Source organism: Dasania marina DSM 21967, from assembly GCF_000373485.1.
Classification (GTDB): Bacteria; Pseudomonadota; Gammaproteobacteria; order Pseudomonadales; family Dasaniaceae; genus Dasania; species Dasania marina.
This window is the reverse complement of the sequence record NZ_KB891587.1, coordinates 193002-207945: the sequence shown is the minus strand read 5'-3', so window position 1 is coordinate 207945 and position 14944 is coordinate 193002. Positions and strand designations below refer to the sequence as shown.

General features: G+C 49.1%; 11 protein-coding genes, 7 tRNA genes and 3 rRNA genes. All 21 read left to right on the top strand.

The window, feature by feature from the left end:
* The first annotated feature begins 391 nt into the window (after window positions 1-391).
* Window positions 392-1925: ribosomal RNA gene (locus B067_RS0116145) — 16S ribosomal RNA — on the top strand.
* A 103-nt stretch (window positions 1926-2028) separates the two neighbouring features.
* A tRNA-Ile gene (locus B067_RS0116140) sits at window positions 2029-2105 on the top strand.
* 128 nt (window positions 2106-2233) lie between these two features.
* Window positions 2234-2309, top strand: a tRNA-Ala gene (locus tag B067_RS0116135).
* A gap of 386 nt (window positions 2310-2695) precedes the next feature.
* A 23S ribosomal RNA gene (locus B067_RS0116130) occupies window positions 2696-5595 on the top strand.
* 225 nt (window positions 5596-5820) lie between these two features.
* Window positions 5821-5936, top strand: a 5S ribosomal RNA gene (gene rrf, locus B067_RS0116125).
* The 16S, 23S and 5S rRNA genes sit together here with 2 tRNA genes alongside, the layout of an rRNA operon.
* Window positions 5937-6568: 632 nt before the next feature.
* On the top strand, window positions 6569-7585 hold the full coding sequence (locus B067_RS0116120; protein ID WP_019531125.1) for an IS110 family RNA-guided transposase: 1017 nt from the start codon (window positions 6569-6571) through the stop codon (window positions 7583-7585).
* A gap of 837 nt (window positions 7586-8422) precedes the next feature.
* Window positions 8423-9409, top strand: coding sequence for a bifunctional biotin--[acetyl-CoA-carboxylase] ligase/biotin operon repressor BirA (gene birA / locus B067_RS0116115; protein ID WP_019531124.1), 987 nt, complete (start codon window positions 8423-8425; stop codon window positions 9407-9409).
* Window positions 9393-10115, top strand: a complete 723-nt coding sequence (locus tag B067_RS0116110; protein ID WP_019531123.1) for a type III pantothenate kinase — start codon at window positions 9393-9395, stop codon at window positions 10113-10115. The genes birA and B067_RS0116110 overlap by 17 nt, the downstream gene beginning before the upstream one ends.
* 28 nt (window positions 10116-10143) lie before the next feature.
* Window positions 10144-10842 carry an SPOR domain-containing protein gene (locus B067_RS20725; RefSeq protein WP_019531122.1) on the top strand — a complete coding sequence of 233 codons (699 nt, stop codon included), beginning with the start codon at window positions 10144-10146 and terminating at the stop codon, window positions 10840-10842.
* Window positions 10843-10871: 29 nt separating this feature from the next.
* A tRNA-Thr gene (locus tag B067_RS0116100) sits at window positions 10872-10947 on the top strand.
* A gap of 81 nt (window positions 10948-11028) precedes the next feature.
* Window positions 11029-11112 (top strand) — tRNA-Tyr (locus B067_RS0116095).
* 25 nt (window positions 11113-11137) lie between these two features.
* Window positions 11138-11211 (top strand) — tRNA-Gly (locus tag B067_RS0116090).
* A gap of 20 nt (window positions 11212-11231) precedes the next feature.
* A tRNA-Thr gene (locus B067_RS0116085) sits at window positions 11232-11307 on the top strand.
* A gap of 62 nt (window positions 11308-11369) precedes the next feature.
* A tRNA-Trp gene (locus B067_RS0116080) sits at window positions 11370-11445 on the top strand.
* An 88-nt stretch (window positions 11446-11533) separates the two neighbouring features.
* Entirely contained in the window at window positions 11534-11902 is a 369-nt protein-coding gene (gene secE, locus B067_RS0116075; RefSeq protein WP_019531121.1) for a preprotein translocase subunit SecE, read from the top strand.
* 9 nt (window positions 11903-11911) lie between these two features.
* On the top strand, window positions 11912-12442 hold the full coding sequence (gene nusG / locus B067_RS0116070; protein ID WP_019531120.1) for a transcription termination/antitermination protein NusG: 531 nt from the start codon (window positions 11912-11914) through the stop codon (window positions 12440-12442).
* A gap of 116 nt (window positions 12443-12558) precedes the next feature.
* Window positions 12559-12993, top strand: a complete 435-nt coding sequence (rplK, locus tag B067_RS0116065) for a 50S ribosomal protein L11 (RefSeq protein ID WP_019531119.1) — start codon at window positions 12559-12561, stop codon at window positions 12991-12993.
* Complete coding sequence (rplA, locus tag B067_RS0116060; protein WP_019531118.1) at window positions 12993-13688, top strand: 50S ribosomal protein L1; 696 nt, start codon at window positions 12993-12995, stop codon at window positions 13686-13688. The genes rplK and rplA overlap by 1 nt, the downstream gene beginning before the upstream one ends.
* A 160-nt stretch (window positions 13689-13848) precedes the next feature.
* Complete coding sequence (locus B067_RS22275; protein ID WP_276201906.1) at window positions 13849-13974, top strand: hypothetical protein; 126 nt, start codon at window positions 13849-13851, stop codon at window positions 13972-13974.
* Window positions 13965-14459 carry a 50S ribosomal protein L10 gene (gene rplJ / locus B067_RS0116055; protein WP_019531117.1) on the top strand — a complete coding sequence of 165 codons (495 nt, stop codon included), beginning with the start codon at window positions 13965-13967 and terminating at the stop codon, window positions 14457-14459. The genes B067_RS22275 and rplJ overlap by 10 nt, the downstream gene beginning before the upstream one ends.
* A gap of 114 nt (window positions 14460-14573) precedes the next feature.
* Window positions 14574-14942, top strand: coding sequence for a 50S ribosomal protein L7/L12 (gene rplL / locus B067_RS0116050; protein ID WP_019531116.1), 369 nt, complete (start codon window positions 14574-14576; stop codon window positions 14940-14942).
* Window positions 14943-14944: the final 2 nt, after the last annotated feature.

Here is a 14944-nt window from a genome sequence, read left to right as displayed (position 1 = left end):
CCGCCGGTAAGTTCTTTTGGAAATAGGTTTAGCGAGACGCTAAAAAATACTTTCAAAAAGAGGTTGCCAAACAGGATGCGGCGTGTATAATTCGCATCCCTTGTTGAGGCAAGCGCTAAGCGCTGCGCAGCAAGAATTAGTCGGGAATCCTAGCGATTCAGACGCTCTTTAACAAATTGATCAAGTAATTCGTGTGGGTGCTTACTGGATGATAATTGCGACAAAGATTATCAAAAGTTAAGTTACTTACACAACATGCAGTAATGTATATTTTGAATGTAATGATTCTTTTGAGCCGAGATTTTGGAAGGTAAAGCAGGTGCTTCGGCTATTTGCGTAACCTTTCCCTCTTGTTACTTTCCTTCGGGTAAGGTGACAGAGGTAAAAGATTAAACTGAAGAGTTTGATCATGGCTCAGATTGAACGCTGGCGGCAGGCCTTACACATGCAAGTCGAGCGTGAAAGCCCTTCGGGGTGAGTAGAGCGGCGGACGGGTGAGTAACGCGTAGGAATCTACCAAGTAGTGGGGGACAACATGTGGAAACGCATGCTAATACCGCATACGCCCTACGGGGGAAAGGGGGGGATCTTCGGACCTCTCGCTATTTGATGAGCCTGCGTAAGATTAGCTAGTTGGTGGGGTAATGGCCTACCAAGGCGACGATCTTTAGCTGGTCTGAGAGGATGATCAGCCACACTGGAACTGAGACACGGTCCAGACTCCTACGGGAGGCAGCAGTGGGGAATATTGCACAATGGGCGAAAGCCTGATGCAGCCATGCCGCGTGTGTGAAGAAGGCTCTAGGGTTGTAAAGCACTTTCAGTGGGGAGGAAAAGTTAGTTGTTAATAGCAACTAGCCGTGACGTTACCCACAGAAGAAGGACCGGCTAACTCCGTGCCAGCAGCCGCGGTAATACGGAGGGTCCAAGCGTTAATCGGAATTACTGGGCGTAAAGCGCGCGTAGGCGGCTATTTAAGTCGGATGTGAAAGCCCTGGGCTCAACCTGGGAACTGCATTCGATACTGGATAGCTAGAGTATGGGAGAGGGCTGTGGAATTCCACGTGTAGCGGTGAAATGCGTAGATATGTGGAGGAACATCAGTGGCGAAGGCGGCAGCCTGGCCCAATACTGACGCTGAGGTGCGAAAGCGTGGGGAGCAAACAGGATTAGATACCCTGGTAGTCCACGCCGTAAACGATGTCAACTAGCCGTTGGGAGACTTGATCTCTTAGTGGCGCAGCTAACGCACTAAGTTGACCGCCTGGGGAGTACGGTCGCAAGATTAAAACTCAAATGAATTGACGGGGGCCCGCACAAGCGGTGGAGCATGTGGTTTAATTCGATGCAACGCGAAGAACCTTACCAGGTCTTGACATCCTCTGAACTCGCTAGAGATAGCTTGGTGCCTTCGGGAGCAGAGTGACAGGTGCTGCATGGCTGTCGTCAGCTCGTGTCGTGAGATGTTGGGTTAAGTCCCGTAACGAGCGCAACCCTTGTCCTTAGTTGCCAGCACGTAATGGTGGGAACTCTAAGGAGACTGCCGGTGACAAACCGGAGGAAGGTGGGGACGACGTCAAGTCATCATGGCCCTTACGACCTGGGCTACACACGTGCTACAATGGGCAGTACAAACGGTCGCCAAGCCGCGAGGTGGAGCTAATCCGATAAAACTGCTCGTAGTCCGGATTGGAGTCTGCAACTCGACTCCATGAAGTCGGAATCGCTAGTAATCGTGAATCAGAATGTCACGGTGAATACGTTCCCGGGCCTTGTACACACCGCCCGTCACACCATGGGAGTGGGCTGCAAAAGAAGTGGGTAGTCTAACCTTCGGGAGGACGCTCACCACTTTGTGGTTCATGACTGGGGTGAAGTCGTAACAAGGTAGCCCTAGGGGAACCTGGGGCTGGATCACCTCCTTAAAAAGTGCGCAAGCATTGTTCTTTAAGTACCTACACGAATTACTTGATCAAATTGGTTGATGTAGTGATACCCAGATAGGGTCTACTGGCCGGGGTATGTTTTAGGCCTGTAGCTCAGCTGGTTAGAGCGCACCCCTGATAAGGGTGAGGTCGGCAGTTCAAGTCTGCCCAGGCCTACCAAATTTGCGTTTCTCTTCGTTGAATGTCCGCTTGCGTATTGTTAATACGCGGCGCGAACCTTCGCCTCGATAAGCACAAATTACACACTTATCCCTAGCGACTATTGACTAGTTACTAGAGACTTAGATGGGGCTATAGCTCAGCTGGGAGAGCGCCTGGTTTGCATCCAGGAGGTCTGCGGTTCGATCCCGCATAGCTCCACCATTTTAAATGGTGCACACACTACATTAAGAGATTAGAAAAAAGTGTTCTTTAACAAGAATATTTGTTTCTGGTTTTTACAACCTGATGTTCTTTAACAAGATAAATAAGCTGATAACGATGATTATTGTCCTAGTCGACAATAGTCATCACGAATGGGCGCTGTTTGTTGTGATGACAAATAGCGACTTGTTCAACACTGAATTCTCAAGTGTAAAATTTATATCTACGATCCGGCGATCGTAGTCATACCAAGTGAAGTCGTAATGGTGTGGCAAAGTTCTTGGCAATCACTTTTAAGTAAGTGCATGTAGTAACTGGCCGGTTGAAAGCGCGCTTCGGTATACAAAACGAAGTGAGCGGAAGGCCACTAGGCTGTTTAATTATATGGTCAAGCGACTAAGCGCACACGGTGGATGCCTTGGCAGTTAGAGGCGATGAAGGACGTTGGAGCCTGCGAAAAGCTCTGGTTAGGTGGCAACCAACCGTTATTACCCAGAGATGTCCGAATGGGGGAACCCAGCAGCATAAGCTGTTATCCCACACTGAATACATAGGTGTGTGGAAGCGAACCCGGGGAACTGAAACATCTAAGTACCCGGAGGAAAAGAAATCAAACGAGATTCCCCTAGTAGCGGCGAGCGAACGGGGATTAGCCGAGCAACTTTAGCTAGTGGAACAGTCTGGAAAGTCTGGCGATACAGGGTGATAGCCCCGTACACGAAAGCGATAGTTGACGCATTAAGTAGGTCGGGACACGTGATATCCTGATTGAAGATAGGGGGACCATCCTCTAAGGCTAAATACTACTAACTGACCGATAGTGAACCAGTACCGTGAGGGAAAGGCGAAAAGAACCCCGGAGAGGGGAGTGAAATAGATCCTGAAACCGTGTGCGTACAAGCAGTGGGAGCAGACTTGTTCTGTGACTGCGTACCTTTTGTATAATGGGTCAGCGACTTAATGTCTGTAGCAAGCTTAACCGTATAGGGGAGGCGTAGGGAAACCGAGTCTTAATAGGGCGTCATAGTTGCAGGCATTAGACCCGAAACCCGGCGATCTACCCATGGCCAGGTTGAAGATTGAGTAACATCAATTGGAGGACCGAACCCACGTATGTTGAAAAATGCGGGGATGAGTTGTGGGTCGGAGTGAAAGGCTAATCAAGCCGGGAGATAGCTGGTTCTCCTCGAAATCTATTTAGGTAGAGCGTCATATCTTACCCGCGGGGGTAGAGCACTGTTTGGGCTAGGGGGTCATCCCGACTTACCAACCCCATGCAAACTCCGAATACCGCGGAGTACAATTATGGCAGACACACGGCGGGTGCTAACGTCCGTCGTGGAGAGGGCAACAACCCAGACCGCCAGCTAAGGTCCCTAAATACTATTAAGTGGGAAACGATGTGGGAAGGCTCAGACAGCTAGGAGGTTGGCTTAGAAGCAGCCATCCTTTAAAGAAAGCGTAATAGCTCACTAGTCGAGTCGGCCTGCGCGGAAGATTTAACGGGGCTAAATAGTATACCGAAGCTGCGGATGCGTGCATTTATGTACGCATGGTAGAGGAGCGTTCTGTAAGCCTGCGAAGGTGAACTGAGAAGTTTGCTGGAGGTATCAGAAGTGCGAATGCTGACATGAGTAACGATAATGGGAGTGAAAAACTCCCACGCCGGAAGACCAAGGTTTCCTGCCCCATGCTAATCAGGGCAGGGTTAGTCGGCCCCTAAGGTGAGGCTGAAGAGCGTAATCGATGGGAAACAGATTAATATTTCTGTACTTCTTATAACTGCGATGGAGGGACGGAGTAGGCTAGGCTAGCGCGGCGATGGTTGTCCGCGTTTAAGGTTGTAGGCAAGTGTCTTAGGTAAATCCGGGACGCTCCCTTTAGTGGGAATGCTGAGAGCTGATGACGAGTGTCTCTTTGAGACATGAAGTAGTCGATGCCATGCTTCCAAGAAAAGCTTCTAAGCTTCAGGTTATGAGGAACCGTACCCCAAACCGACACAGGTGGTCAGGTAGAGAATACTAAGGCGCTTGAGAGAACACTGGTGAAGGAACTAGGCAAAATGGTACCGTAACTTCGGGAGAAGGTACGCTCCCTCTGGTGATCGGATTTACTCCGTAAGCTGAGGGGAGTCGAAGTGACCAGGTGGCTGCAACTGTTTATTAAAAACATAGCACTGTGCAAACACGTAAGTGGACGTATACGGTGTGACGCCTGCCCGGTGCCGGAAGGTTAATTGATGGGGTTATCTTCGGAGAAGCTCTTGATCGAAGCCCCGGTAAACGGCGGCCGTAACTATAACGGTCCTAAGGTAGCGAAATTCCTTGTCGGGTAAGTTCCGACCTGCACGAATGGCGTAATGATGGCCACGCTGTCTCCACCAGTGACTCAGTGAAATTGAATTTGCGGTTAAGATGCCGTATACCCGCGGCTAGACGGAAAGACCCCGTGAACCTTTACTATAGCTTCGCAGTGGACTTTGAAATGTTTTGTGTAGGATAGCTGGGAGGCTTTGAAGCTGTGTCGCTAGATGCAGTGGAGCCAAACTTGAAATACCAGCCTGATCATTTTGAGGTTCTAACCTAGGTCCATTATCTGGATCGGGGACATTGTGTGGTGGGTAGTTTGACTGGGGCGGTCTCCTCCTAAAGAGTAACGGAGGAGTACGAAGGTGCACTAATCACGGTCGGAAATCGTGAGGTTAGTATAATGGTACAAGTGCGCTTGACTGCGAGACTGACAAGTCGAGCAGGTACGAAAGTAGGTCATAGTGATCCGGTGGTTCTGTATGGAAGGGCCATCGCTCAACGGATAAAAGGTACTCCGGGGATAACAGGCTGATACCGCCCAAGAGTTCACATCGACGGCGGTGTTTGGCACCTCGATGTCGGCTCATCACATCCTGGGGCTGAAGCCGGTCCCAAGGGTATGGCTGTTCGCCATTTAAAGTGGTACGCGAGCTGGGTTTAGAACGTCGTGAGACAGTTCGGTCCCTATCTGCCGTGGGCGTTAGAAAATTGAGGAAAGCTGCTCCTAGTACGAGAGGACCGGAGTGGACGAACCCCTGGTGTTCCGGTTGTATCGCCAGATGCATTGCCGGGTAGCTACGTTCGGACAGGATAACCGCTGAAAGCATCTAAGCGGGAAGCCCCTTCCAAGATTAATTTTCTCTGGAACTTTAAGTTCCCTGTAGGGCCGTTGAAGACTACAACGTTGATAGGCTGGGTGTGTAAGCGTTGTGAGGCGTTGAGCTAACCAGTACTAATTGCCCGTGAGGCTTGACCATATAATTAAGTAGTTTACTGCCTACTATATGAGACAAGAACAGACGATGAGTGTAAAAACTCCGCTCGAAAGAGCAAAGCCGGATCGTACATAGATTCGCACAAGAGATTTCAGTGTAACCTCTGTTAAAGAGAGGTTGTTATCAGCTTATTTATCGCCCTATTTGGAATAGTGAACTAGGCAGTACCTCTGGTACCTAAGACCGAAACACATCCAAGCCAGTTTTCCTGGCGACCATAGAGACATGGTACCACCTGATCCCATACCGAACTCAGAAGTGAAACGTGTCATCGCCGATGGTAGTGTGGGGTTTCCCCATGTGAGAGTAGGTCATCGCCAGGATTAATTTTAAAGCCCCAGTAGGTATTCCTGCTGGGGCTTTTCTTTGTGTGCTTCGTAGGCAGTTCAGCGGCTGGCGATAAGAGCCTGCCCCACGTAGTGCTTTGGGTACCAACGGTCACAGCCAAAGCACTCGCTATGCTCGTGGGCTGGGCCCTCGCCAGGATTAAAATTAAATGGCCACAGCACTCCCTGGGGTCGCGGGCTACACTGACACCCCGTTCAGCTTGCTGGACGGGGTTTTTTATTTTTATCGCGTTTATCGTCTGCCCCGTTAAGCAGCGCAAAGCGCTGCTATGTGATTGCGCGTCTCGCGCAAGATGCCCGCAGGGCAGTCCGAAGGATGATTGCCAGAGGCAATCACAGAGTAGGTCAGACCCACGGCACTCGCTGCGCTCATGGGGCCAGCTTTCGCCAGGATTGATTTTAATAGCCACAACGTTCCTTACAGTCACGGGCTACACTGAGCCCCAGTAGGTATTCCTGCTGGGGCTTTTCTTTGTGTGCTTCGTAGGCAATTCAGCGGCTGGCGATAAGAGCCTGATGTGATGGACGCTCCCCCTGTAATCGGCGTCACAATGCGCCAGAATGAGAGTGTCGTAAAACATTTTCATTCGAAGGAAGGAGCATCCATCATGAGCAAGCTTAAACTGATTTCAATTGATTTGGCAAAAAATGTTTTTCAGGTGTGTAGCTTAAACCACCGTCAGCAGGTAAAAATGAATAAGGCTCTTAAGCGTAGTGAGATCGCCGAATATATGGCGCAGCAACCACCGGTTTTAGTGGCCATGGAAGCCTGTTATTCCAGTCATTACTGGGCGCGTTGCTTTGAGGCCATGGGGCATAGCGTAAAACTCATTCCCGCTCAACATGTTACGCAGTTTGTGCGGGGTAACAAAAGTGACCGTAATGATGCGCTAGCCATTGCTGAGGCCGCCCAGCGTCCGAACTTACGCTCGGTTCCTGTAAAGTCACTAGAGCAACAGGATGTACAATCTTTACACCGCATGCGTACCCGATACACGAAGACCCGAGTTGCCTTAATCAATCAAATGCGGGGCTTATTAAGTGAATACGGCATTATCGCCCCGCAAGGCCACAGTGCGTTTTGTACCTTGTTGCGAGATATCTGCGACCCAGATCATCGAGCTCTGACGCCTCTCTTTAAAACACAAGTTAATCAGGTGGGTGAGGAATACTATCAACTCACAAACAGAATTAAAGAGATTGACACGCTGCTAACGGATTATGCGAAACATAATCCACTGTGCCGTATTTTGATGAGCATACCGGGCATTGGCGTGATCAATGCGACGGCATTGTACAGCGCCATTGGCAACGGCTGTCAATTTAAAAATTCCCGCGAGTTAGCGGTATGGCTCGGGCTGACACCACGCCAATCGGGTAGTGGAGAGAAGCAAACCAGCGGAGGTATCACTAAGCGTGGCAGTCGTTATCTGCGCAGTCAGCTTGTGCATGGAGCAAGATCAGCGTTGATCGCCAGTCGTAAAAAAAACGATGTGCTGAGTCTGTGGATTAATCGCCTAGCCACCAGGCGTGGATTCAATAAAGCTTGTGTGGCAATGGCGAGTCGAATAGCGCGAATTGCCTGGGTATTGTTGCATCGCCAAGAAAGTTACAGAACCCTGTAATGACAATAGCTAGCAAACACGCAAATAAGGTATTAAGCACCAAAAAAGTAACCGACAGATAATGCATTAAACGCCAAAAGGTAACGTACAAAACGTAATGAACACAGCGGTTAATCCGCGCTGGCAAGAACCTGGTCGGGGCATGGTTTTTAAAACCGAGAGCCTGTTTTAGGTGGCCAGTCGCGGATTTCATTAGGGTCCGAGGAGGTACACTTGTAACAAAAGCCCCCTCATTGAGAGACCGGATATATGCCAACGTTACCGTTAAATTACGCCATGCTTACCTAAGGTTGAACGCATTGAACAAACAAACCTGTTTTTAAAGGCTTTTGGAATTTTGTGCCTTGATTTTAATAGAGCGTCCATATATGTCCCACGTAGTGCTTTGGGTACCAACGGTCACAGCCAAGGCACTCCCTGCGGTCGCGGGCTGGGCCCGACCCAAAGCGTTCCCTTTGGTCACGGGGCCAGCTTTGGCCACTACGCTGCGCGGGCCACGCTGTCGCCAGGATTAAAATTAAATACCCAAAGCGTTGCACGGGGTAGGCTCTAGCCACTGCGCTACGCGGGCTACACTGATACCTCGTTCAGCTGCTGAACGGGGTTTTTTATTTGCTACGAAAAACCTCGACCCGGTTCCAGCGCCATAAATACTCGTCCGTTACAGACTTCCCCAAGCATTTGAATAAATAATGCCATCAAGCACTACTATCCTCTCGTTTGCTGAATATAGAGTTAGCCTCTGCTCGTTTGAATTCCCCCAGCGCGAACATCTATACCAACAATCATTATCTTCTCTGCTATTATCCGCACACGTTTACCAAGCTAGATGGGATTATGTCTGAGCAGCAATTGATAACAATTTTAAGTGATGGCGAGTTTCACTCCGGTGAGGCTTTGGGTTTGGCGTTGGGGATTAGCCGCAGCGCTGTATGGAAACAAATTAAAAAGGTGGAGGCTTTGGGTGTAAGCCTAGAGTCGGTGAAAGGGCGGGGTTATTGCTTACCGGGGGGGTTAAATCTGCTGAGTGAAGAGGCAATTTTATCCGCCATGAGCGTGCAGGCTAGAGCCTTATTACATAGATTAGATGTAGAAGAAGTTATTGCCTCCACCAATGAGCAGGCCATGGCTCAGGCGCAAACGGCTAGCGGTTTATCCTATGTGTGTACCGCCGAGCAACAAACAGGCGGCAAGGGGCGGCGGGGCAGGCCTTGGTTTAGTCCCTATGCGCGAAACCTGTATTTTTCAGTAACTAGGCAATTCGCTGGTGGTGCTGCTGCGCTGGAAGGTTTAAGTCTAGCTGTGGGCGTGGTGGTCAGTGATGTATTGGCTTGCTATGGTCTAGACGAGGTAAAACTGAAATGGCCTAATGACATACTGTGCGAGCAGAAAAAATTAGCGGGTATTTTATTGGAGATGACTGGTGACGCGGCAGGTCCCTGTCAGGTAGTGGTAGGTATAGGTTTAAATGTATCTATGTCAGCTATCGATAGTTCGTCCATAGATCAACCTTGGGTGGATGTAGAGGCTATTCTAAAGCAGCGTATAGATAGAAACAGCCTGTTGGCTGCGTTGCTAGATGCCGTGCTGCCATTACTGGCCGCCTATGAGCAGCAGGGGCTGGCGCATTATCGGCAGCGCTTTATCGAGCGCGACGCCTATATAGGTAAACCGGTCTATGTAAAGTTAGGGGATAGAGTAGTGCTGGGTGATTGTGCTGGCATAGACGGTTCTGGTGCCTTGCTACTGGATACGGATACAGGCCGTGTAACGTTTAATGGTGGCGAAGTTAGTTTGCGAGGCGTTCATGCTGCTGGAGTGTGACTTAGGCAATACCCGATATAAGTGGCGAGTGTTGGCTGATGGCGCGGTGGCGGCGCGCGGTAGTGGCTGCTATGCGGAGGATAGTTTTGGCGATATTGTCACGAAACTATCATTAAGCCGGGTTCGGGCGGCCAGTGTTACCGGTGTTGAGCGCGTGCAGATGTTCACGAATTATATTACGCAACGCTATGGGCTTAAGCCGGAGTGGGCTGTTAGTCAGTCCCATTGGGCAGGCGTGACTAATGCCTATGAGCAGGCTGGCTTATTAGGGGTGGATAGGTGGTTGGCGGTAATTGCAGCTTACCAATTGCGGGGGGCTGCGTTAGTGATTGATGCAGGTAGCGCCATTACCGTAGATGCGGTAGCTAGCGATGGTAGGCATTTGGGAGGTTATATTGCGCCAGGGGCCGAGCTGATGGCCAAGTCGCTATTGCAAGATACAGCAAAAGTCCGTTATGAGAGCGGGTTACTATCTTCCAGCTTAGGCTTTGGGCATGATACGGCCGGCGCTGTGGCTGCCGGAATACGGGCGGCACAAGCGGGCTTGGCCGATAGAGCTGTGCAGCAGGCGAAGGCGCTGTTGGGAGGCAACTTTGCGGTTTTAGTCACTGGCGGTGGCGCGCAGCAAGTATTAGAGGATTTGTCAGTGGCGGCCGAATTTGCCCCTGATATAGTATTGGATGGCCTGCAGTGGGCGTTGCCCTAGGCACAAATAATCATAAAAGGAATAAACAATGCGTTGGTTTTTTGCCTTATTGCTAATTGCGAATGGTATTTATTTTTTCTTTCAGGCCTATATGGTGCAGCCTGTAGCACGCACGATGCAGGTGAATACCGAACAGCTGGATTTGGGGCAGCCGGTAGTACTGCTTGCTGAACATACCCCTGAGCAGCAGCCCACGCAAGAAACGGGCAGCGCTGAGGAGTCAGTCGTTGCCGCCAATCCGCTGTGCTGGATGCTGGGCGCTTTTAAGGAGCAGGTTAGCGCCAAGCAAATGCAGGGGCGGTTAGCGGCTCTAGACATCAATTTCGCTATCAAGGTGTTTGAAGTTGCGGGTAAGCCGGACTACTGGGTGCATATACCACCGCAGCCCAGTAGAAAATTAGCGGTTAAATTGCTGCGTGAGCTGCAACTAAAAAAGATCGATAGCTTTTTAATTACGGAAGGTGATTTGGCAAACGGTATCTCACTGGGCTTATTCACTGAGCAAAAAAGAGCCGAAAAACTCTATGATTCACGAAAAAAACAGGGATTAGAGGTCAGTTTAAAAGAAGTGCCTAGAGTTTATACAGAAATCTGGTTGGTTTCTGAGCAGGGGGAGTACGCTAAGTTTTCCGAACCTTTGTGGGAAAAAATAAAACAAGGGCAGGGCGGCATAGAAAGAAGAAGAAATTACTGCAATAAGATTGCATCCCCTGAAAACATAGACTAGAATCCCCGCCTCGTTGAAAGAGACGGTGCGCTGGCGTAGCTCAGTAGGTAGAGCAGCTGACTTGTAATCAGCCGGTCGGGGGTTCGACTCCTCTCGCCAGCTCCATTTTTTCAACGTGTGGTACACAGCTTTAGGGCTGGTGCTAGATGCAAAAGGTTGACGCTGTTAGTGTCACCTGCTCCATGTGGTGGGGTTCCCGAGTGGCTAAAGGGATCAGACTGTAAATCTGACGCGCGAGCTTCGGTGGTTCGAATCCACCCCCCACCACCATTTTCTTTATAGAAAGATGCATGTAGCGGGTATGGTACAATGGTAGAACCTCAGCCTTCCAAGCTGATGATGCGGGTTCGATTCCCGCTACCCGCTCCAGTTTTGTTTTGTTAGGCAGTGCTCATATAGCTCAGTCGGTAGAGCACTTCCTTGGTAAGGAAGAGGTCACCGGTTCGATTCCGGTTATGAGCTCCACTTAATGTAGTGGAGCGAGACGTTAGAGGTTCGGCTAGGCTTAATGAGTTTGCAAGGGTTATAGGCCAGTGGCTCAATTGGTAGAGCACCGGTCTCCAAAACCGGTGGTTGGGGGTTCGAGTCCCTCCTGGCCTGCCAAATTTTAAAGCATCACTTCGCGTAGAGGCGAAGCGGTGCTTTCTGCGTATTTGAAAAACTGAAAATCAATGGGTTTTTGAAGTAAATTATGAACGCAAAAACGGATGTTCAAACAGGCGGTTTAGACGGTCTTAAGTGGTTACTAGTAGTGGCGCTTATCGTAGTGGCGATAGGCGGCAATATGTACTATGCCGAGTACTCTTTGTTGTATCGAGTATTAGGTGTGGTGGTATTGGCTGTTATGGCTGGCTCTATTGCAATCACAACGACTAAGGGTCGTGCGTTTTGGCAGTTGGCCAAAGAGGCGCGCACCGAGATTAGAAAGGTAGTTTGGCCGACGCGTCAAGAAACTACACAAACAACCTTAATAGTTGTGGCGTTTGTGTTATTGATGTCATTGATCTTGTGGGGTTTAGATACTCTGCTGGGTTGGTTGGTTTCCCTTGCAATCAGTTAGAGGTGTTTAATGGCTAAGCGCTGGTATGTGGTTCATGCTTATTCAGGTTATGAAAAGAAAGTAGCTGAGGCGTTAAAAGAACGTATTGAGCTAACGGGTATGCAGGATAAATTTGGCGAAGTGCTGGTTCCCACTGAAGAAGTGGTAGAGATGCGCGGTGGCCAAAAGCGTCGTAGTGAGCGCAAGTTCTTCCCTGGTTATGTGCTGGTGGAGATGGAGTTAGCTGATGACTCTTGGCATTTGGTAAAAGATACGCCTCGCGTGATGGGGTTTATTGGTGGCAAGGCAGATAAGCCGGCGCCGATTACTGAGGCTGAGGCCAATGCGATTCTTCAGCGTATCGAATCGGGCGATAAGCCCAAGCCCAAGACTATCTTTGAGGCGGGTGAAATGGTTCGCGTTACTGACGGTCCTTTCAACGACTTTAATGGTGTTGTTGAGGAAGTGAATTACGAGAAGAGCAAGCTGCATGTAGCGGTGTTGATCTTCGGGCGCTCTACGCCAGTAGAGCTAGACTTTGGCCAAGTAGAAAAAGCCTAGGTTTATACGTTTTTTTAGCCGAACGCAGTGTTCGGCGCCCGTGAGGGTTAAATCGGGGAGCTTGCCTAGCCTGCCTGGCAACAGTAAGCGTTAGTACCCATAGTGGAGAAAGTAACATGGCGAAGAAAGTTGAAGCTTATATCAAGCTGCAAGTGCCTGCTGGTCAGGCCAATCCTAGTCCTCCGGTTGGTCCTGCTCTAGGTCAGCACGGTGTTAATATCATGGAATTCTGTAAAGCGTTCAATGCTGCTACCCAAGGTATGGAGCAAGGTCTTCCTATTCCTGTGGTTATCAGTGTATACAGCGATCGCAGCTTTACCTTTATACAGAAAACGCCTCCTGCCGCTGTCTTGTTAAAGAAAGCAGCTGGTATTAAAAGCGGTTCTGGCACGCCAAACACTAAAAAAGTGGGCAAGGTGACACGTGCGCAATTAGAAGAAATTGCGACAACTAAAATGGCTGATTTAACTGCTGCTGATATGGATGCGGCTGTACGCACTATCGCGGGCAGTGCTCGTGCCGCTGGTATCGAAGTGGAGGGTGTTGAGTAATGGCTAAGTTAAGCAAGCGTAAAAAATTAATTAATGAAAAGGTTGAAACTGGTAAGCAGTATTCAATCGATGAAGCGGTAGCGCTATTAAAAGAAGTATCTACGGTTAAGTTTGGTGAAGGTATCGATATCGCCGTTAACCTAGGTATAGATGCACGTAAATCTGACCAGGTAGTACGCGGTGCAACTACGTTGCCACACGGTACTGGTTCTGATGTACGCGTTGCAGTTTTCACCCAGGGTGAGAATGCTGAGAAAGCAAAAGCGGCAGGTGCTGATATCGTAGGTATGGACGATTTGGCTGAGTCAATTAAAGCCGGCAATTTAGACTTCGACGTGGTTATCGCTTCTCCAGATGCGATGCGTGTTGTTGGTGCCTTAGGTACGATATTGGGCCCACGCGGCTTAATGCCCAACCCTAAGACTGGCACTGTTACCCCTGATGTTGAAACAGCGGTTAAAAATGCTAAAGCTGGCCAGGTTCGTTACCGTATAGACAAAAACGGTATTATCCACGGCACCGTAGGTAAGCTGGCTTTTGATGTGAATGCCATCAAAGAAAATTTAGAAGCGCTAGTTGCTGACCTTAAGAAAGCTAAACCTGCTGCCGCTAAGGGTATATACCTTAAGAAGTTGACCTTGTCGTCGACTATGGGCCCTGGTTTAGTATTGGATCAATCTTCTTTAGATATCTAATTATTTAGATATGGAGAAGAGTAAAGAACTTTGCGGTTTACCTTGTGCGTGCATGGGGTGAGTCGTCAAAGACCGTAGGTGATCTTCAGTCACTATTGACTAGTCAATAGTCTCTGGGTGGCGGAGCTCTTAATTTCCTACGCAGACGGTGACGGTATTTATGAATGTAAATGCTACCGCCGAAATAACTCCTCAATTGCTTTCATTAGAATTTGAGGAAAATGAAACGATTAACATTGAGGTACTGGGTGTTAATCAACTTTCAGGAGAAATCTTGTGGCAATAGGACTCGAAGACAAAAAAGCGATTGTCGCTGAAGTCCAGCAAGCTGCAAAAGATGCTTTATCAGCAGTAGTAGCCGACGCCCGTGGCGTTTCGGTTGTTGATATGACGTCATTACGCAAAGAAGCGCGTGAAGCGGGTGTGTACGTACGTGTAGTGCGTAACACTTTAGCTAAGCGTGCGGTTGAAGGCACAGACTATGAATGTTTAGTTGATTCATTCGTGGGTCCTACTTTGATTGCTTTTTCTAACGAGCACCCCGGTGCTGGTGCGCGGATTTTATCTGCGTTCGCAAAAAGTAATACTAAGTTAGAGCTCAAGTCTGCTGCTTTCGAAGGTGAATTAACTGATATTGCTATGTTGGCTACCTTGCCTACATACGATGAAGCGATTGCTAAGTTAATGAGCGTAATGAAAGAAGCATCTGCAGGTAAGCTGGTTCGCACAATTGCTGCGATTCGCGACCAAAAAGAACAGGAAGCTGCATAATATTGTCCTGGCTCTTTTTGAGTCATGTAATAGTAGCTTAATTGATAAACGGGCAGTTTTTTTAAAATACCTGCCCCCTCCTGCCATATAGGTAGGTAATAGAGGAATAGACAAATGTCTTTGACTAAAGAAGATATCATCAACGCAGTTGCAGAAATGTCTGTAAAAGATGTTGTTGAGCTGATCGAAGCAATGGAAGAAAAGTTTGGTGTTTCTGCTGCTTCCGCTATGGTTGCTGGCCCTGCTGGCGACGCTGCTGTTGCTGAAGAGCAAACAGAATTCGACGTAGTGCTTACTGCTGCTGGCGACAAGAAAGTTAACGCAATCAAAGCAGTTCGTGCGCTTACTGGCTTAGGCTTGAAAGAAGCTAAAGGCTTGGTTGATGGTGCTCCATCTACGGTTCTTGAAGGCGCAACTAAAGAAGCGGCTGAAGACGCTGTTAAGCAACTTACTGAAGCGGGTGCTTCTGCTGAGCTTAAGTAAGT

What these genes read in the sequence shown, in the direction of transcription:
- B067_RS0116120 (WP_019531125.1), top strand. Translation starts at nt 6,569, where the DNA reads ATGAGCAAGCTTAAACTGATTTCAATTGATTTGGCAAAAAATGTTTTT.
- birA (WP_019531124.1), top strand. Translation starts at nt 8,423, where the DNA reads ATGTCTGAGCAGCAATTGATAACAATTTTAAGTGATGGCGAGTTTCAC.
- B067_RS0116110 (WP_019531123.1), top strand. Translation starts at nt 9,393, where the DNA reads ATGCTGCTGGAGTGTGACTTAGGCAATACCCGATATAAGTGGCGAGTG.
- B067_RS20725 (WP_019531122.1), top strand. Translation starts at nt 10,144, where the DNA reads ATGCGTTGGTTTTTTGCCTTATTGCTAATTGCGAATGGTATTTATTTT.
- secE (WP_019531121.1), top strand. Translation starts at nt 11,534, where the DNA reads ATGAACGCAAAAACGGATGTTCAAACAGGCGGTTTAGACGGTCTTAAG.
- nusG (WP_019531120.1), top strand. Translation starts at nt 11,912, where the DNA reads ATGGCTAAGCGCTGGTATGTGGTTCATGCTTATTCAGGTTATGAAAAG.
- rplK (WP_019531119.1), top strand. Translation starts at nt 12,559, where the DNA reads ATGGCGAAGAAAGTTGAAGCTTATATCAAGCTGCAAGTGCCTGCTGGT.
- rplA (WP_019531118.1), top strand. Translation starts at nt 12,993, where the DNA reads ATGGCTAAGTTAAGCAAGCGTAAAAAATTAATTAATGAAAAGGTTGAA.
- B067_RS22275 (WP_276201906.1), top strand. Translation starts at nt 13,849, where the DNA reads ATGAATGTAAATGCTACCGCCGAAATAACTCCTCAATTGCTTTCATTA.
- rplL (WP_019531116.1), top strand. Translation starts at nt 14,574, where the DNA reads ATGTCTTTGACTAAAGAAGATATCATCAACGCAGTTGCAGAAATGTCT.